Below are 17,688 nucleotides of genomic sequence, written 5' to 3'. Positions count from 1 at the left end.
GAATGGGATCACGAATCGCAACGGCGCGGCATGTTGTCGGACGGGCAAATTTCTATTCTCGAGTCAGGCCGGTAATCAAGAAAAAGAAGGCCACTCACCCTACGAGTTGTTACATGAGGATTTTCAAATGCTCAGTCAAATACAACGCTTTGGCGGCGCCATGTTTACTCCGGTTTTGTTGTTTCCTTTTGCCGGAATCGTGGTCGGTATCGCCATCATGCTGCGCAACCCGATGTTCGTCGGCGAAGCGCTGACCGCACCCGACAGCCTGTTTGCCCAGATCGTTCACATCATTGAAGAGGGCGGCTGGACCGTCTTTCGTAATATGCCGCTGATTTTCGCCGTCGGTCTGCCGATCGGCCTGGCGAAACAGGCCCAGGGCCGGGCCTGTCTGGCGGTGCTGGTGAGTTTTCTCACCTGGAACTACTTTATTAACGCCATGGGGATGACCTGGGGCCACTTCTTCGGCGTCGACTTTTCCGTTGAACCCACGGCAGGCAGCGGCCTGACGATGATTGCCGGGATCAAAACCCTCGACACCAGCATTATCGGCGCCATCGTCATCTCCGGTCTGGTGACGGCCCTGCACAATCGCTATTTCGATAAACCCCTGCCGGTGTTCCTCGGCATCTTTCAGGGATCATCGTTTGTGGTCATTGTCGCTTTCCTCGCGATGATCCCCTGTGCCTGGTTGACCCTGCTCGGCTGGCCAAAGGTTCAGCTGGGCATTGAATCGCTGCAGGCCTTCCTGCGCTCAGCCGGGGCGCTTGGGGTGTGGGTCTACATCTTCCTTGAGCGCATTCTGATCCCCACCGGCCTGCACCACTTCGTCTATGGCCCGTTCATCTTTGGCCCGGCGGTGGTGGAGGGCGGTCTGCAGGTCTACTGGGCGGAGCATCTGCAGGCGTTCAGTCAGAGTACGGAACCGCTGAAGACGTTGTTCCCGGAGGGCGGCTTTGCTCTGCACGGTAACTCGAAAGTGTTTGGTTCGGTGGGGATTGCGCTGGCGCTCTACTTCACTGCCGCGCCGGAAAATCGCGTCAAGGTCGCCGGCCTGCTGATCCCCGCCACCCTGACCGCGATGCTGGTCGGGATCACCGAACCGCTGGAGTTCACCTTCCTGTTCATCTCGCCGCTGCTGTTCGCCGTTCACGCGGTGCTGGCGGCGACCATGGCGACGGTGATGTACATCTGCGGCGTGGTAGGCAATTTCGGCGGCGGCCTGCTCGACCAGTTCTTGCCGCAAAACTGGATCCCGATGTTCCATCACCACGCCTCGATGATGTTCATTCAGATAGGCATCGGCCTCTGTTTCACCGCCCTCTACTTCGTGGTCTTCCGCACCCTGATCCTGCGTCTGAACCTGAAGACGCCTGGCCGGGAAGAGAGCGAAATCAAGCTCTACAGCAAGGCCGATTACCAGGCGGCACGAGGTAAAACCACGGCCGCCGCCGCGCCAGAGACCCGGCTGGGTCAGGCCGCTGGCTTCCTGCAGGCCCTCGGCGGCGCCGACAACATTGAAAGCATCAACAACTGCGCCACCCGACTGCGCATCGCGCTGGTCGATATGGCGAAAACGCAAAGTGACGACGTCTTTAAAGCGCTGGGCGCCCACGGGGTAGTACGCCGCGGCAACGGGATTCAGGTCATCGTCGGCCTGCACGTTCCCCAGGTGCGCGACCAGCTGGAAAACCTGATGAAAGATTCTCTTTCGACCGAACATACCACCATGACGGAGGCAGTATCATGAAAAAATTCTCAGTTGTTATCGCAGGCGGCGGCAGCACCTTCACCCCGGGCATTGTTCTGATGCTGCTGGCAAACCAGGATCGTTTTCCGCTGCGGTCGCTGAAATTTTACGACAACGACGGCGCGCGTCAGGAGACCATCGCCGAGGCGTGCAAAGTGATCCTCAAAGAGCAGGCGCCGGAGATTGAATTCAGCTATACCACCGATCCGCAGGCGGCGTTTACCGATGTTGATTTCGTCATGGCACATATCCGCGTCGGTAAATATCCGATGCGTGAACAGGATGAGAAAATCCCGCTGCGCCACGGCGTGCTGGGCCAGGAGACCTGCGGTCCGGGGGGGATCGCCTACGGTATGCGCTCTATCGGCGGCGTGCTGGAGCTGGTGGATTATATGGAAAAATATTCGCCGAACGCCTGGATGCTTAACTACTCCAACCCGGCAGCGATTGTGGCGGAAGCCACCCGACGTCTGCGGCCGAACGCCAAAATCCTCAATATCTGCGATATGCCGATCGGCATTGAAGGGCGGATGGCACAGATTGTCGGCCTCAAAGATCGCAAACAGATGCGCGTGCGCTACTACGGCCTCAATCACTTCGGCTGGTGGACATCGATTGAGGACCTCGACGGCAACGATTTGATGCCGAAACTGCGTGAATATGTGGCGAAATATGGCTATGTGCCGCCCTCTAACGATCCGCACACCGAGGCCAGCTGGAACGATACCTTTGCTAAAGCGAAAGACGTGCAGGCGCTGGATCCGCAGACCATGCCGAACACCTACCTGAAATATTACCTGTTCCCGGACTACGTGGTGGCTCACTCCAACCCGGAGCGTACCCGCGCCAATGAGGTGATGGATCATCGGGAGAAAAACGTCTTCAGCGCCTGCCGGGCGATTATTGCCGCCGGGAAATCCACCGCTGGCGATCTGGAGATTGACGAGCATGCGTCGTATATCGTCGATCTGGCGACGGCCATCGCCTTTAACACGCAGGAAAGGATGCTGCTGATTGTGCCAAACAACGGCGCGATCCATAACTTTGACGCTGACGCGATGGTGGAGATCCCTTGTCTGGTGGGTCACAACGGACCGGAACCGCTGACGGTTGGCGACATCCCGCACTTCCAGAAAGGGATGATGAGCCAGCAGGTAGCAGTGGAAAAACTGGTGGTCGATGCTTGGGAACAGCGCTCTTACCACAAGCTGTGGCAGGCGATTACCCTGTCGAAAACCGTACCGAGCGCCTCAGTGGCGAAAGCGATCCTCGACGACCTGATTGCAGCCAACAAAGATTACTGGCCTGAGCTGCATTAATCCCCGCTGTTTGACCGGCGCCCGCGGGGCGCCGGTTCTTCTCCCCGGTTCCTGATTTACGCTATGCTGAAGCCTGCAGCGCGATGAACAAGGAACTGTAATGAAAATCTCCCGCCTCGGCGAAGCGCCGGATTACCGCTTTTCGCTGGCTAACGAACGCACCTTTCTGGCGTGGATCCGCACGGCGCTCGGTTTTCTCGCCGCCGGCGTCGGCCTTGACCAGTTAGCGCCGGACTTTGCCACGCCGCTGATCCGTGAAATTCTTGCCCTGCTGCTGTGTCTCTTTGCCGGCGGCATGGCCATCTATGGCTATCTGCGCTGGCTGAATAACGAGAAAGCGATGCGTCTGAAACAGGACCTTCCCTATACCCGCACGCTGCTGGTGATTAGCATCCTGCTGTTGGCGGTGGTGGCCGCGGTGATGCTGCTGGTGGTGTATGGCGGATAAACGCCGGGCGCGGCGGGAAGGCGATCCGGGACTACAGCCAGAGCGCACCTCGCTGGCCTGGTTTCGCACTCTGTTGGGCTATGGCGCGCTGATGGCGCTGGCGATTAAACACAGCTGGCACCGCGCCGGCCTGCCGTTCTGGCTGTCGATCGGCGTGTTGGCGATAGTGGCGGTGATCCTCTGGGGCTATACCCGCCGTCGTCATCTGATGGACGTCGACGATAGCGATTTTTTACAGCCGCGGGCGGTTCGTGACAAATTTTTGATCGCACTCGCAGTACTTTCTCTGGCATTCCTGTTTGCTGTTACTCACCTTCAACCGATCGTTTTATTCATTAGGGATATGTCATGACAGGATGTCCGGCGAATTTGCCTCTCACTCATGCCCCCGGCCAGCAACATGACACACCCTTTCAGGCTGTCGTGGTGGAGGCGCATCATTGCCATCAGCCGCAGGCGTTCTATGCACAACTGCGTCAACAGGGGCTCACCGCTATCCATTTTATTCCGCAGCTGGCGGCCGGCGACGCCGCGCTCTGGGGGGAGTTTCTCTGTGCTGTCTTTCACCGCTGGGTGCGGGAAGATATTGGGCGCATCAATATTTTGCTGTTTAGTGAGACGCTGAGCGCCTGGTGCGGCGAGACGCTGACCCAGCCAGGCGCGCCAGCGGCCAACAGTACCTGCTACGGCTGCCCGTGGTTGCGCCTGTGCCGCTGCGGCGAACAGGAAGACCCGCTGTGCGCGGGTTACCGGCAGTTCTACGATCTTAGCGGGCCCTATATGCGAGTGATGCGGGACCTGCGCCGACAGCAGCGGCCGCCAGAGGCGCTGATGCCGCTGCTGCGCTGAAGATTAGCGCCCCTTCGCCAGATATTGCGCCATCTCCTCTTCCGGCACCATGCCGCCGCCGGTGGCCCACACCAGGTGGGTGGCCTGCTGCAGCTGTTGCTCACTCAGTCCCTGCAGCTGATGGTACGCTTTGCTGGCGCAGACCCGCTGCGGCCCGGCCATTCCGGCCAGCGCGGACGGTTCAAGGCGAATGTTTTCCGCTTTCGCCAGCCAGCCCAGCATGTCGTACATCGTCTGATCATCAAGGGTATAGAACCCGTCGAGCAGGCGCTCCATTGCCCGGCCAACGAACCCGGACGCCCGGCCGACCGCCAGACCGTCGGCAGCGGTCAGGTTATCAATGCCTAAATCCTGCACCGCAATCTGGTCATGAAGCCCGGTATAGACGCCGAGCAGCATGCAGGGCGAGTGGGTCGGTTCGGCGAACAGGCAGTGAACGTGGTCGCCGATGGCCAGCTTCAGGCCGAATGCCACGCCGCCGGGGCCGCCGCCAACGCCGCACGGCAGGTAGACGAACAGCGGGTGATCGGCATTGACCACGCGCCCTGCTTTGGCAAACTGCGCCTTCAGGCGCTCGCCGGCTACGGCATAGCCGAGGAACAGCGTGCGCGAGTTTTCATCATCAATGAAAAAGCAGTTCGGGTCGGATTCCGCTGCCTTGCGCCCCTGTTCGACGGCGACGCCGTAGTCCTCTTCGTACTCAACGACCGTCACGCCGTGGCTGCGCAGTTTGGCTTTTTTCCACGCCCGGGCATCCGCCGACATATGTACCGTAACCTTAAAGCCGATGCGCGCGCTCATGATGCCGATCGACATCCCGAGGTTGCCGGTGGAGCCGACAGCGATGCTGTACTGGCTGAAGAACTGTTTAAATTCCGGTGTCAGCAATTTGCGATAATCATCTGCGGTGGTGAGCAGTCCGGCCTCCAGCGCCAGCTTTTCCGCATGGGTCAGCACTTCATAAATCCCGCCACGCGCCTTAATGGAACCCGAAATCGGCAGGTGGCTGTCTTTTTTCAGCAGCAGATCGCCGCTAATCGGCTGGCCGAACTTTTGCTCAAGGCTGCGTTTCATTGCCGGAATGGCAACCACTTCCGATTCGATAATCCCGCCGCTGGCGGCCGTTTCCGGGAAAGCTTCCGCCAGATAGGGCGCGAAGCGCTGAAGGCGGGCATGGGCGTCTTGCACATCGTCGGCGGTCAGACCGACGTAAGGTAACCCTTGCGCCAGGGTGGTGGTGGCCGGGTTAAACCAGGTGGTTTCTTTCAGGGCGATCAGATCCTGCACAAGCGGGAAGGTCGCGGTTAAGGTGGTCAGGTCAGCGTGTTTCATCATACGTCTCTTTGCGCTCAGATAATGAAAGAAAGCAGGAAGGTGGCGGCCAGTGCAAGTAGTGACGCGATAAATGTCGCTGTCGTGTAGTACTTGAACGTTTCGCTGAGGCTGGCGCCGCAGTACTGTTTTACCAGCCAGAACAGGGAATCGGTGACGATCGTGCAGCCAATGGCGCCGGAACCGATGGCAATGGCGATGATCTCCGGGCTTACGCCAGGATAAAGCGGCAGCATCGGCGCAACGATGGCGGTAGCGCCCATCATCGCCACGGTAGCGGAGCCGACGGCGGCGTGCAGGATAAGCGCCACCAGCCAGGCCAGCAAAATCGGATGCATATGCAGATTCGAGAGGATCACCGCCAGGCTATCGGCCAGGCCGCTGGATTTCAAAATCGCGTTGAACGCGCCGCCGGCGCCGATAATCAGCAGAATGTTGGCGATCGACCCAAAGCCGTTTTCAGTATGAGTCAGCAGGACGCCCATGCCCATCTGCCGACGAATACCGAGAATGTAATAAGCGACAAAGACGGCAATAAACATCGCGGTGATGGGGTTGCCGATAAATTCCAGCACTGTATACAGCGTGCCGCCTTGCGCCATATTCAGTTCAGCGACGGTTTTCACCAGCATCAGCCCAATCGGTAACAACACGGTAAATAGCGTAGCGCCGAGCGAGGGCAGCGTCGATTCTTCGCGAACGTCGAGGTTGGAAAACTCGGCTGGCACCGATTTAAACGGCAGGCGGTTGCCGAGCAGCCTGAGGAACAGCGGGCCGCCGACCAGCGAGGCGATCAGACCGACCAGCAGGCCATAGACGATAACCGTCCCGATATCGGCGCCCAGTTTATTCGCCACGAACAGCGCAGCCGGATGCGGCGGCACCACGCAATGCACCGCCATCAGGGCCGTACACAGCGGAATAGCCAGCTTCAGCAGCGAGGTATTGGTTTTTTTAGCGATGGAGAACGCCAGCGGGATCAGCAGCACCACGCCGACTTCGACAAACAGGGTAATACCGCAGATCAGGCCGACCAGCACCATAATCACGTCCGCCGACAGCCAGCGGCAGCGCTGCAGCGTCAGGCCGATGCGCTCCGCCGCGCCGGAGACTTCCATCATCTTGCCGAGGATGGTACCGAGACCGATCACCGCCGCCAGGAAGCCCAGCGTGCCGCCGATGCCGCTCTCAATGGCGTTGACCATCTCCAGCGGGCCCATCCCCATCATCGCCCCGACGAAAAAGCTCGCCAGCAGCAGCGCCAGAAACGGATGAAACTTCAGTTTGACGATCGTTAAGACGATTAACACGATGCTAATCAGCAGCGTGCTCACAACCCAGATTTGCGATTCCATACCCCACCTCGCCGTAAGTAACGTGTGGTTATTGAACAGAAACTCGGCATGGGCTGACAAACGATATAAATGGCCTTTCAGGTGAGCCAAATTGAATCAAAAAGGTGATTTAGCTCTAAAAGCGACCTATGAATATGCTATGGGTCAAATTAATTCATCCTTGAGCGGAAGTTCTGGCGTTATTTTTTTATCATCCAGATCCCCTTTTTTGCCAGGAGCGCATAATGGATGTACTCAAAACCTTAGGTACCCGGTTGCTCAACGGCTGGCAACTCTCCAGGCTGTCGACGTTTGAGGTGGCGGCGCGGCACGAGTCGTTCGCCCTGGCCGCAGACGAGCTTGCGCTCACCCCAAGCGCCGTCAGTCACCGGATTAATCAGCTGGAAGAGGAGCTGGGGATCCAGCTCTTTGTCCGCTCGCACCGCAAAGTGGAGCTGACGCGAGAAGGGAAGCGCGTTTACTGGGCGCTGAAGTCGTCGCTGGATGGCCTCAATCAGGAGATTCTGGACATCAAAAACCAGGAGCTCTCTGGCAGCCTGACGGTCTATTCGCGCCCGTCGATAGCCCAATGCTGGCTGGTGCCGGCGCTGGGGGATTTCACTCACCGCTACCCGGCCATCTCGCTGACTGTACTGACCGGCAACGATAACGTCAACCTGCAGCGGGCGGGTATCGATCTGGCAATCTATTTTGATGATGCGCCGTCGTCGCAGCTGAGCCATCATTTTCTGATGGATGAGGCGATCGTGCCGGTATGTACGCCGAATTATGCCCGCCAGCACCAGTTAACGCAGCATCCTGACAATCTGCGCCACTGCACACTGCTCCACGATCGCCAGGCATGGAGCAACGACTCGGGGACCGATGAGTGGTATAGCTGGGCGCAGAAATTTGCGGTGGAACTGCCGCCATCATCGGGCATTGGCTTCGATCGTTCTGATTTAGCGGTGATTGCGGCGATGAATCATGTGGGGGTAGCGATGGGGCGTAAACGGCTGGTGCAGAAGCGGCTGGAGAGCGGCGAGCTGATTGCGCCTTTTGGCGACATGACGCTGAAATGCCATCAGCATTATTACGTGACGACCCTGCCGGGCCGTCAGTGGCCGAAAATCGACGCTTTTATCGAATGGCTGCACAGCCTGACCTGAAAAGAGGTGAGCAACGGCTCGGTGCCTGATAATCGCCCGGCGGCGCTGCGCTTGCGCGGGCCTACAGTCCGGTAGCCCGGATAAGGCGTCAGCCGCCATCCGGGGAACGACCGCCGCGCTTATACCGGCTGCTGATGGTGGGTGAAGCGCGAGGCCAGCGGCAGCCAGCACAGCAGAATCAACAGGCCCATCAGCATCATCAGCAGGCCGAGGCTGCCCTGACCAGTTTGCGGCATCATCGCCGACAACCAGGCCAGCACGCCGGAGCCGATATTCTGCAAGCCGCCCACCAGGGCCCCGGCGGTTCCGGCGAGAAACGGGAACGGCTCCATCGCGCCGCTGGTGGCCAGCGGGAATAACATCCCGGCGCCGAAGAAGAACAGCGCCGCCGGCACCAGCAGGGTCCAGACGGTCATGATGCCCAGCAGTCCAGGGATCCACATCATCAAACCTGCCAGCAGGCAGCAGATCACCGACTGCCACATCAGCGTCGGGAAACGCTTGTTCGGCCGGCCGGCAAACCACGCGCCGAAGAACGCCGCCGGGATCGGCAGAATAAACAGAATACTCACCGCCATGCTGCTCAGGCCGAGCACCGCGCCCATCAGCACCCCGGAACAGGCTTCGAACACCGCAATCCCGGCCAGGCCGCCGATCAGCATCAGCAGATAGCAGTTAAACGCCCCGGTACCGAACAGCGTTTTGTAGCTGGTCAGGAGTTTGGTGCGTGGCGCCCCTTCCGGGCGCGTTTCCGGCATCCACTTCGCCATGCTGAAGGTCACGCCCGCGCACAGCACCAGCAGGAAGGCGTAGCAGGCGCGCCAGCTCCACAGAGTGTCGAGGATGCCGCCGAGCAGCGGCGCAATCAGCGGGCTGACCAGAATACCCATATTTAACAGGCTATTGGCATGACGCAGCTGCGCGCCTTCGTACAGGTCGCGGGGCAGGGTGCGCGCCATTACGCCGCCGACCCCGGTGCCCATCCCCTGCATGGCGCTGGCGGCGATCAGCACCGGCAGGCTATGGGTGGTAATAGCTACCAGCGTCGCCAGCATAAAAATCGACATCCCGACGAGGATCACCGGACGGCGACCGACGCGGTCCGAGAGCGGGCCGTAGAACAGCTGTGAAATACCATAGGTCAGCAGATAGGCCGCCATCACGCTTTGTACCGCCCCTTCGCGGACGTTCAGCGCGACCGCCATGTCGGCAATAGCCGGAATATAAATGGTCTGCGCCATCTGGCCGACGGCCACCAGCAGTACCAGCATCAACAACAAATTGAAGTTCTTATGCCGTTTCATGTCGATGAATACTTTGCGAGTAAAGAGAAATGAAGAATATGTGACTGGCACATACCGTAAACGATGGAGGAATCTACCATATTAAAATGACAGGACAACTGCAAAGCGCCGATTGTTGAGGGAATTCCAGGCAGATTATGTAAACAGGTTCGGCAACTAATGTTGCCATTTCAGGCTATGACAGCCGCAGGAGGATCGCCCCGGCGGCAATCCCGCAGGCGGCCACGATGCGCAGCGGCATCAGTTGTTCTTTCAGAACGATAAAGGCGATCAGCGCGCCGAACAGAATGGAGGTTTCACGTAGCGCGGCGACCACCGCCAGCGGGGCCTGGGTCATCGCCCATAGTGCCAGGCCGTAGGAGCCCATGGTGCCGACACCGCCGAGGATGCCCTTTTTCCAGTGCTGACGTAAATAACGACTGGCCTCTCGCCGTCGTGCCACCATGGCCCAGCACAGCAGGCAGAAACCGTTCATAAAAAAGGTCCACAGGGTGTAGCCTAGCGCCGAGCCCGCCAGCCGGACACCGGTGCCGTCCACCAGTGTATATCCCGCGATAAAGCAGGCGTTGATCAGCGCCAGCACGATGCCTTTGCGAGAGCTAACGCGGCCGTGAAAGGCCATCGCCAGAATCGCCAGGCAGATAACGCCGATGCCCAGCCAGGCCAGCGGCGATAAGCGATCGCCGAGAAATATCACGCTGATAGCCGCGACCAGCAGCGGCGCGGTGCCGCGCATCAGCGGATAGGTCTGGCTCATATCCGACACCTGATAGGTCTTCGCCACCAGCACCGTATACACCACCTGTAACGCGCACGACGCCAGCAGATAGGGGGCGCTGGCAAGCGCGGGCTGCGGGGCAAAGGGCAGCATCACCAGGGCGATCAGCGCGGCCGAGCCGCTGACGCCGATCGCCGCGTACATTTTATCGCCGCTGGCTTTGACGATAGCGTTCCAGCTGGCGTGCAGCAGGGCGGCGAACAGCAAAATGCAGAATACGGTGAGGGTCATCGCAGACAGGTTCAACAGTGAAGGTCACCGGAATGTAACACGCGCCCGCGCTGCCTGCCAGCGGGGGGGTTAAAGCGAACAAAACAGGCGATGCGTCACCCGCGGTTCATCGTAAACCGGGCGAAAACCAAGCCTTTCATAAAAGGGCCAGGCCTGCGCCGGGGCATGGGTGTTAAGAAAATCGAACCAGGCGCTGGAGTGGGTAATGACCGAGACCAGCAGCTGCTGGCCGATGCCCCGGCGACGGTAACGTTCGCTAATGTAGAGATGGCGAATGCGCCCGACCCGCGGCTGCGGACTGAAGGGATCGCTATTGATGCCGCATACCCCTACCAGCTGGTGGTTGACGAATGCGCCCAGCAGCGTTTCGCCCGGCGCGTTAAAGCGGTTTTTGCCGCTCTGCCAGTTTTCCGCCAGGCGGCGCAGCATGTTGAAATGCTGTTCAAGGCTTTCAGTGCGCAGCGCAACGAACCCCGGATCGTCCGGCGTTGTGGCGGCAATTAACAGGGGTGGCATAGTTTCCTCCATCAAGTCATCCCGGGACGCCCGGCGGGCGCCTGCAGGGGGGCGGTTTCCCGCCCCCCTCAGGTGCGACTTGAACCTGAATCAGCGGAACTGTTTCAGGACTGCATCAAGTAGTTGCAACACAGCAACCATGAGTTTCAGGATTAAAATAATAATATCCATTCCGCCCATACGCGCGTCTCCTGTGGTTAAGGAGCACAATAAGCTGACGTACCTTTCCGCTGCCCGTTGCCAGCTTACCCCTGTCTGTCGCTGGCGGCGTCTGCCCTGGCCGATAGTTCGTTCTTTCCATGAACGGCTTCCCGGCCCGCCGCCTGCAACGACAGGGGTGCGCAGCGCTGAACCACGCGTTGCCGCGCGGGCCAGTGACTGCACGTTGTTGACGTAACACAGTGTGCTCTCTCGGGGTTAAGGCACTGACGGCACCACCCGTTTCAGCCAGGACTTCGTTGCGCCGGTCAAACTTGCGGCCCCCGAATGGCACAAAGTGAACACATCCAGTATAGATAAATACTGTATGTATGAACAGTATTTTTTGGACAAATTCGCACCCGCCATCCATACTCTATGACAGAGAAATTTCGACCTTAAATTGCGCGAATTGCAGCGATCGCGTATACTTTTGTCGTTGACGTAATACAGTGTGCTTGCGGCTACCACCCGTAAAAATGCTGATAAAAACCTCGCTCCGGCGGGGTTTTTTGTTTTCTGCCGCTGATGTCGCGAATTGTGATCTTTCGCGCAAATTCTCGTGGATGAAAATAAATCCATTGTGAAAACGCAAAACCTGTGTTTGTATAAATTCAGCTTATTTTTCGACACAACAGGTCCCTAATGAACGCTGCCATGATGACTTCGACCCTACTAAAAACCGCGCCTGCCGCGGTGGTCGTCGTGTCTGTGGTGGTCGTCGTCGGCAATGCGCCGTAGGGTCCGGAACAACACGAATTCCAAACCCCGCCGGCGCAAACCGAGCGGGGTTTTTTGTTGGCGAGCCCCCCGGTAAAGTCGGCCCAGAATAAAAGGACTGGAGCATGGCAAGTTCGGGCACCACATCAAACACAATGCGCTTTACCGGCGCGCAGCTGGTTGTTCATTTACTGGAACGCCAGGGTATCACTATGGTCAGCGGCATTCCGGGCGGTTCTATCCTGCCCATCTACGATGCCTTGAGCCAAAGCACGCAGATCCGCCACATCCTGGCGCGCCACGAGCAGGGGGCGGGTTTTATCGCTCAGGGGATGGCGCGTACCGAAGGTAAACCCGCGGTCTGCATGGCCTGTAGCGGCCCTGGCGCCACCAACCTGATTACCGCCATCGCCGATGCCCGCCTCGATTCTATTCCGCTGGTCTGCATCACCGGCCAGGTTCCGGCCTCAATGATCGGCACCGATGCCTTCCAGGAAGTCGATACCTACGGCATTTCTATCCCCATCACCAAGCATAACTACCTGGTGCGCGACATCGCCGAGCTGCCGCAGGTGATGAGCGACGCCTTCCGTATTGCCCAGTCCGGGCGACCGGGCCCGGTGTGGATAGATATTCCTAAGGATGTGCAGTCGGCGACGATTGAACTGGAAACGCTGCCGGAGCCAGGCGAGCGCGCCCCGGCACCGGCATTCGCGCCTGAAAGCGTGCGTGAAGCGGCGGCAATGATCAACGCGGCGAAACGCCCGGTACTGTATCTGGGCGGCGGCGTGATTAACGCGCCGCAGCCGATTCGGGACCTGGCGGAAAAAGCCAACCTGCCGACCACCATGACCTTAATGGCGCTGGGTATGCTGCCGAAGGCACATCCGTTGTCGCTGGGCATGCTGGGGATGCACGGCGCGCGCAGCACTAACTTTATTCTGCAAGAGGCTGATTTACTGATTGTTTTAGGTGCGCGTTTTGATGACCGGGCGATTGGCAAGACCGAGCAGTTCTGCCCGAACGCGAAGATTATTCACGTCGATATCGACCGCTCGGAGCTGGGCAAAATTAAGCAACCGCACGTAGCGATTCAGGGCGATGTGGCGGAGGTCTTAGCCCAGCTTATTCCGCAGATTGAAGTGCAGCTGCGTGATGAGTGGCGCCAGTTGGTGGCTGATTTACAAAGAGAATTCCCCTGCGCCATCCCGCAGGAAAGCGACCCGCTCTCCCATTACGGCCTGATTAACGCCGTGGCCGCCTGCGTTGATGATGAGGCGATCATCACCACCGACGTTGGCCAGCATCAGATGTGGACGGCGCAGGCCTATCCGCTCAACCGTCCGCGCCAGTGGCTGACTTCCGGCGGTCTCGGTACCATGGGCTTCGGCCTGCCGGCGGCCATCGGCGCGGCGCTGGCCAATCCACAGCGTAAGGTTATTTGCTTTTCTGGCGACGGCAGCCTGATGATGAATATTCAGGAGATGGCCACCGCTGCCGAAAATCAGCTGGATGTAAAAATCATCCTGATGAACAACGAAGCGCTGGGGCTGGTGCATCAGCAGCAGAGCCTGTTCTATCAACAGGGCGTCTTCGCCGCGACCTATCCGGGGATGATTAACTTTATGCAGATCGCCGCCGGTTTTGGTCTGCAAACCTGTGATTTAAATAACGAAGCAGATCCGCAGGCGGCGCTGCAGGCGATTATCGACCGTCCGGGTCCGGCGTTGATCCACGTGCGTATCGACGCGCAGCAGAAAGTGTATCCGATGGTACCGCCGGGTGCGGCCAATACTGAGATGGTGGGGGAATAAGCCATGCAAAAGCAACACGATAACGTCATTCTGGAACTCACCGTCCGCAACCACCCTGGCGTCATGACCCACGTCTGCGGGCTATTTGCCCGCCGCGCGTTTAACGTTGAAGGCATTCTCTGCTTGCCGATCCAGGGCAGCGAGCACAGCCGCATCTGGCTGCTGGTAAATGATGACCAGCGGCTGGGGCAGATGATTAGCCAGATTGAAAAGCTGGAAGATGTCACCAACGTGGCGCGTAACCAGTCCGATCCCACCATGTTTAACAAAATTGCGGTGTTCTTCGAATAACGCTCAAGGCTTGAACAGCTACGCGCTTACCGCTAAGGTAAGCGCCTTTGCCGGATAGCGCTGCGCTTATCCGGCCTACAGGGAGTGGATCCGTAGGCCGGATAAGGCGTTTACGCCGCCATCCGGCGCTTTCAGGCACCAGGAAACACCATGACTACCATCGCCCTTATTGACGATCATTTGATTGTCCGCTCCGGTTTTGCTCAGCTGCTGGGGCTGGAAGCTGATTTTCAGGTTGTCGCTGAATTCGGCTGTGGACGGGAGGCGCTGGCGGGGCTACCGGGGCGCGGTGTACAGGTCTGTATCTGCGATATCTCAATGCCGGATATTTCCGGGCTGGAGCTGCTAAGCCAATTGCCTAAGGGGATGGCGACCATCATGCTGTCGGTGCACGATAGCCCGGCGCTGATCGAGCAGGCGCTGAACGCCGGCGCGCGCGGCTTCCTGTCGAAACGCTGCAGTCCGGATGAACTTATCGCCGCGGTCCGCACGGTGGCGGCGGGCGGTTGCTATCTCACGCCGGATATCGCCATGAAGCTGGCTGCAGGGCGCCAGGATCCGCTCACCAAACGTGAACGCCAGGTGGCGGAAAAGCTGGCGCAGGGCATGGCGGTGAAAGAGATCGCCGCCGAGCTCGGCTTGTCGCCGAAAACCGTTCACGTTCACCGCGCCAACCTGCTGGAAAAACTGGGCGTCAGTAACGACGTTGAGCTGGCGCGCCGCATGTTCGATAGCTGGCAATGAAGGCCGTCGTCTCACGATTGTTGTCGGTGATCGGCTGCGCCTTTATCTTCTCAGCCGCCTGGTTCTGCCTGTGGAGCATCAGTCTGCATCTGGTGGAACGCGCGGACCTGGCGGTGCTGCTGTTTCCCTTTGGCCTGCGTTTAGGGCTGATGCTGCAGTGCCCGCGTGGCTACTGGCCGGTGCTGCTGGGCGCCGAGTGGCTGCTTATCTTCTGGCTGGCGCAGGAGGTGGCGCTGGCGCATCCGATAATATTGATGACCGGAAGTCTGCTGACCCTGCTGCCGGTGGCATTGATTTCACGCTATCGCCAGCAGCGAGACTGGCTGACATTGTTGCGCCAGGGCGGGGCGCTGATCGCCGCCTCGCTGCTGCAATCGCTGCCGTGGCTGGCGCAAGAAGGCAGTGAGGGACTGACCGCGCTGTTGTTGACGTTGACCGGCGGTCTGACGCTGGCGCCGACCTGCCTGGTTATCTGGCACTATCTTACCAGTACCGTCTGGAGGCCACTGGGGCCCGCGCTGGTCTCCCAGCCGATTAACTGGCGCGGTCGGCATCTGATCTGGTACCTGCTGTTATTCACCATTAGCCTGTGGCTGCAGCTTGGGCTGCCCGCCGAGCTCTCCCGCTTTACCCCATTTTGCCTCGCGCTGCCGATTATTGCCCTCGCCTGGCACTACGGCTGGCAGGGGGCGCTGATCGCCACCCTGATGAACGCGATTGCGCTGATTGCCAGCCAGACCTGGCACGATCACCCGGTCGATCTATTGCTTTCGCTGCTGGCGCAGAGCCTCACCGGGCTGCTGCTGGGCGCGGGGATCCAGCGATTGCGCGAGCTTAACCTGTCGCTACAGAACGAGCTGGCGCGAAATCGGCGGCTGGCGGAACGTCTGCTGGAGACCGAAGAGAGCGTGCGGCGCGACGTGGCGCGCGAGCTCCATGATGATATTGGCCAGACTATCACGGCAATTCGCACCCAGGCGGGGATCGTGCAACGGCTGGCGCCGAATAACGCCAGCGTGCGCCAGAGCGGCCAGCTGATAGAACAGCTGTCGCTGGGAGTTTACGACTCGGTGCGTAGACTGCTAGGCCGTCTGCGTCCGCGTCAGCTCGACGACCTGCCGCTGGAGCAGGCAGTACGTTCGTTGATGCGCGAGATGGAGCTAGAGGACCGCGGCATTGTCAGCCATCTCGACTGGCGGATTAACGAGGCGGGACTGAGCGAGAACCAGCGTGTGACGCTGTTTCGCGTTTGCCAGGAGGGGCTGAATAATATCGTCAAGCACGCCAGCGCCAGCGCTGTTACCCTGCAGGGCTGGCAGCAGGATGAGCGACTAATGCTGGTGCTGGAAGATGACGGTTGCGGCCTGCCGCCGGGGTCGAATCTGCAGGGGTTCGGCCTGACCGGCATGCGCGAACGTGTGACCGCGCTGGGCGGTACGTTAACTATCTCCTGCACACACGGTACCCGCGTGTGCGTCAATCTACCGCTGCGTTACGCCTGAGAGGAGCGCCGATGTTTGCCTTTTTAAAAGCGCCGCCGGACGCCGCGCCAGTTAGCGATAAACGCGAGCTGGACGAGCGTTATCGTTACTGGCGCCGACATATTCTGCTCACTATCTGGCTTGGCTACGCGCTGTTTTATTTCACCCGCAAAAGCTTTAATGCCGCGGTGCCTGAAATTCTTGCCAGCAATGTGCTGACCCGCAGCGATATTGGCCTGCTGGCCACGCTGTTTTACATCACTTACGGGCTGTCGAAATTTTTCTCCGGTATCGTCAGCGACCGCTCCGACGCCCGCTATTTCATGGGCCTGGGGCTTATCGCTACCGGGGTGGTGAATATTCTGTTCGGTTTTTCCACCTCGCTGTGGGCTTTCGCGCTGCTGTGGGCGCTGAATGCCTTCTTCCAGGGCTGGGGCTCTCCGGTCTGCGCCCGGCTGCTGACGGCCTGGTATTCGCGGACCGAACGCGGCGGCTGGTGGGCGCTATGGAATACCGCGCATAACGTCGGCGGCGCGCTGATCCCAATGGTGGTGGGCGCGGCGGCGCTGCATTACGGCTGGCGAATGGGGATGACGATTGCCGGCTGTCTGGCGATCCTTGCTGGACTGTATCTGTGCTGGCGGCTGCGCGATCGCCCGCAGGCGGTGGGGTTACCCGCCGTAGGCGACTGGCGTCACGATGCGCTGGAAATCGCCCAGCAGCAGGAAGGCGCAGGGCTGACGCGCAAAGCGATCCTGACCCGCTACGTGCTGGCCAATCCCTATATCTGGCTGCTGTCGCTGTGCTATGTGCTGGTGTACGTGGTGCGGGCGGCGATTAACGACTGGGGCAATCTGTATATGTCGGAGACGCTTGGCGTCGATCTGGTGACCGCTAACTCGGCGGTGACCATGTTTGAGCTGGGCGGTTTTATCGGCGCGCTGGTGGCGGGATGGGGCTCGGATAAGCTGTTTAACGGCAATCGCGGGCCGATGAATCTGATCTTCGCCGCCGGAATTTTGTTGTCGGTTGGCGGGCTGTGGCTGATGCCGTTTGCCAGCTACGTCATGCAGGCGGCATGCTTCTTCACCACCGGGTTCTTCGTTTTCGGCCCGCAAATGCTAATTGGCATGGCGGCGGCGGAATGTTCGCATAAAGAAGCCGCTGGGGCGGCCACCGGGTTTGTCGGCCTGTTCGCTTATCTTGGCGCCTCGCTTTCCGGCTGGCCGCTGGCGCAGGTGATGGATATCTGGCACTGGACCGGATTCTTCGTGGTGATTGCGATTGCCGCCGGCATTTCCGCGCTGCTGCTGCTGCCGTTTTTAAACGCGCAGGCGCCGCGTACCGCCAGCGAAGCGTGATGTAGCTCACCCTTTCGCCGCGAACGGGGCAAAACTAAGAAATTTTCCC

Annotated in this window: 18 protein-coding genes and 2 pseudogenes; 13 read left to right on the top strand and 7 right to left on the bottom strand. The window is 59.5% G+C overall.

Annotated features, from left to right (window positions below; translation table 11 throughout):
• Positions 1–127 precede the first annotated feature (127 nt).
• The 5 genes from A1WC_RS01080 to A1WC_RS01100 all read left to right on the top strand — a co-directional run bounded on the left by A1WC_RS01080 (position 128) and on the right by A1WC_RS01100 (position 4,366).
• Entirely contained in the window at positions 128–1,750 is a 1,623-nt protein-coding gene (locus A1WC_RS01080) for an alpha-glucoside-specific PTS transporter subunit IIBC (protein ID WP_008806753.1), read from the top strand.
• Positions 1,747–3,069: a 6-phospho-alpha-glucosidase gene (locus A1WC_RS01085; RefSeq protein WP_008806754.1), complete on the top strand. Its 1,323-nt coding sequence runs from the start codon at positions 1,747–1,749 to the stop codon at positions 3,067–3,069. The genes A1WC_RS01080 and A1WC_RS01085 overlap by 4 nt, the downstream gene beginning before the upstream one ends.
• Positions 3,070–3,169: 100 nt before the next feature.
• Positions 3,170–3,517, top strand: a complete 348-nt coding sequence (locus A1WC_RS01090; RefSeq protein WP_002923305.1) for a YidH family protein — start codon at positions 3,170–3,172, stop codon at positions 3,515–3,517.
• Positions 3,507–3,869, top strand: a complete 363-nt coding sequence (locus A1WC_RS01095; protein WP_008806755.1) for a DUF202 domain-containing protein — start codon at positions 3,507–3,509, stop codon at positions 3,867–3,869. The genes A1WC_RS01090 and A1WC_RS01095 overlap by 11 nt, the downstream gene beginning before the upstream one ends.
• A 74-nt stretch (positions 3,870–3,943) precedes the next feature.
• Positions 3,944–4,366: a hypothetical protein gene (locus A1WC_RS01100; RefSeq protein WP_032430009.1), complete on the top strand. Its 423-nt coding sequence runs from the start codon at positions 3,944–3,946 to the stop codon at positions 4,364–4,366.
• Between the two features lie 3 nt (positions 4,367–4,369).
• Here the strand turns inward: A1WC_RS01100 and dsdA are convergent, their stop codons facing one another.
• A complete protein-coding gene (gene dsdA / locus A1WC_RS01105; RefSeq protein ID WP_016162019.1) occupies positions 4,370–5,698 on the bottom strand; it encodes a D-serine ammonia-lyase in 1,329 nt (442 codons plus the stop codon).
• Positions 5,699–5,715: 17 nt separating this feature from the next.
• Positions 5,716–7,053 (bottom strand): D-serine transporter DsdX, encoded by a 1,338-nt coding sequence (dsdX, locus tag A1WC_RS01110; RefSeq protein ID WP_012967014.1) that lies wholly within the window; start codon positions 7,051–7,053, stop codon positions 5,716–5,718.
• 91 nt (positions 7,054–7,144) lie between these two features.
• Here dsdX and A1WC_RS28135 point away from each other — a divergent pair.
• Together A1WC_RS28135 and dsdC are read left to right on the top strand one after the other, a co-directional pair.
• Positions 7,145–7,264 (top strand): annotated as a pseudogene (locus A1WC_RS28135) (hypothetical protein); the annotation flags it as partial.
• A 13-nt stretch (positions 7,265–7,277) separates the two neighbouring features.
• On the top strand, positions 7,278–8,201 hold the full coding sequence (dsdC, locus tag A1WC_RS01115) for a DNA-binding transcriptional regulator DsdC (protein ID WP_016162018.1): 924 nt from the start codon (positions 7,278–7,280) through the stop codon (positions 8,199–8,201).
• Between the two features lie 119 nt (positions 8,202–8,320).
• Here dsdC and emrD read toward each other — a convergent pair whose 3' ends face one another.
• The 5 genes and pseudogenes from emrD to A1WC_RS28130 all read right to left on the bottom strand — a co-directional run bounded on the left by emrD (position 8,321) and on the right by A1WC_RS28130 (position 11,861).
• Positions 8,321–9,505, bottom strand: a complete 1,185-nt coding sequence (gene emrD, locus A1WC_RS01120) for a multidrug efflux MFS transporter EmrD (protein WP_012540264.1) — start codon at positions 9,503–9,505, stop codon at positions 8,321–8,323.
• Positions 9,506–9,680: 175 nt separating this feature from the next.
• Positions 9,681–10,514 (bottom strand): DMT family transporter, encoded by an 834-nt coding sequence (locus A1WC_RS01125; protein WP_016162017.1) that lies wholly within the window; start codon positions 10,512–10,514, stop codon positions 9,681–9,683.
• A gap of 69 nt (positions 10,515–10,583) precedes the next feature.
• The gene (locus A1WC_RS01130) at positions 10,584–11,030 is read right to left on the bottom strand and encodes a GNAT family N-acetyltransferase (RefSeq protein WP_012540266.1); all 447 of its coding nucleotides are present in this window, start codon (positions 11,028–11,030) and stop codon (positions 10,584–10,586) included.
• A gap of 90 nt (positions 11,031–11,120) precedes the next feature.
• Positions 11,121–11,240, bottom strand: coding sequence for a type I toxin-antitoxin system toxin TisB (gene tisB, locus A1WC_RS26865; protein ID WP_004145059.1), 120 nt, complete (start codon positions 11,238–11,240; stop codon positions 11,121–11,123).
• A 452-nt stretch (positions 11,241–11,692) separates the two neighbouring features.
• Positions 11,693–11,861, bottom strand: a pseudogene (locus A1WC_RS28130) (hypothetical protein).
• A 12-nt stretch (positions 11,862–11,873) separates the two neighbouring features.
• On the opposite strand from A1WC_RS28130, the gene ivbL reads away from it, so the two are divergent.
• The 6 genes from ivbL (at position 11,874) to A1WC_RS01155 (ending at position 17,639) form a co-directional block, all read left to right on the top strand.
• Positions 11,874–11,969, top strand: coding sequence for an ilvB operon leader peptide IvbL (ivbL, locus tag A1WC_RS26860; RefSeq protein WP_016162016.1), 96 nt, complete (start codon positions 11,874–11,876; stop codon positions 11,967–11,969).
• 104 nt (positions 11,970–12,073) lie between these two features.
• Positions 12,074–13,762, top strand: a complete 1,689-nt coding sequence (gene ilvB, locus A1WC_RS01135; RefSeq protein WP_016162015.1) for an acetolactate synthase large subunit — start codon at positions 12,074–12,076, stop codon at positions 13,760–13,762.
• A 3-nt stretch (positions 13,763–13,765) separates the two neighbouring features.
• Entirely contained in the window at positions 13,766–14,053 is a 288-nt protein-coding gene (ilvN, locus tag A1WC_RS01140; protein WP_016162014.1) for an acetolactate synthase small subunit, read from the top strand.
• Between the two features lie 150 nt (positions 14,054–14,203).
• The gene (gene uhpA, locus A1WC_RS01145; RefSeq protein WP_015369064.1) at positions 14,204–14,797 is read left to right on the top strand and encodes a transcriptional regulator UhpA; all 594 of its coding nucleotides are present in this window, start codon (positions 14,204–14,206) and stop codon (positions 14,795–14,797) included.
• 17 nt (positions 14,798–14,814) lie between these two features.
• Positions 14,815–16,299: a signal transduction histidine-protein kinase/phosphatase UhpB gene (uhpB, locus tag A1WC_RS01150; protein ID WP_162493297.1), complete on the top strand. Its 1,485-nt coding sequence runs from the start codon at positions 14,815–14,817 to the stop codon at positions 16,297–16,299.
• An 11-nt stretch (positions 16,300–16,310) separates the two neighbouring features.
• The gene (locus A1WC_RS01155; RefSeq protein WP_016162012.1) at positions 16,311–17,639 is read left to right on the top strand and encodes an MFS transporter; all 1,329 of its coding nucleotides are present in this window, start codon (positions 16,311–16,313) and stop codon (positions 17,637–17,639) included.
• The last annotated feature ends 49 nt before the right edge of the window (positions 17,640–17,688 follow it).

The organism is Klebsiella sp. KTE92, assembly GCF_000398905.1.
GTDB lineage: Bacteria > Pseudomonadota > Gammaproteobacteria > Enterobacterales > Enterobacteriaceae > Klebsiella > Klebsiella variicola.
Note: the sequence above shows the minus strand (reverse complement) of the source record. Positions and strands in the feature narration are given on the sequence as shown.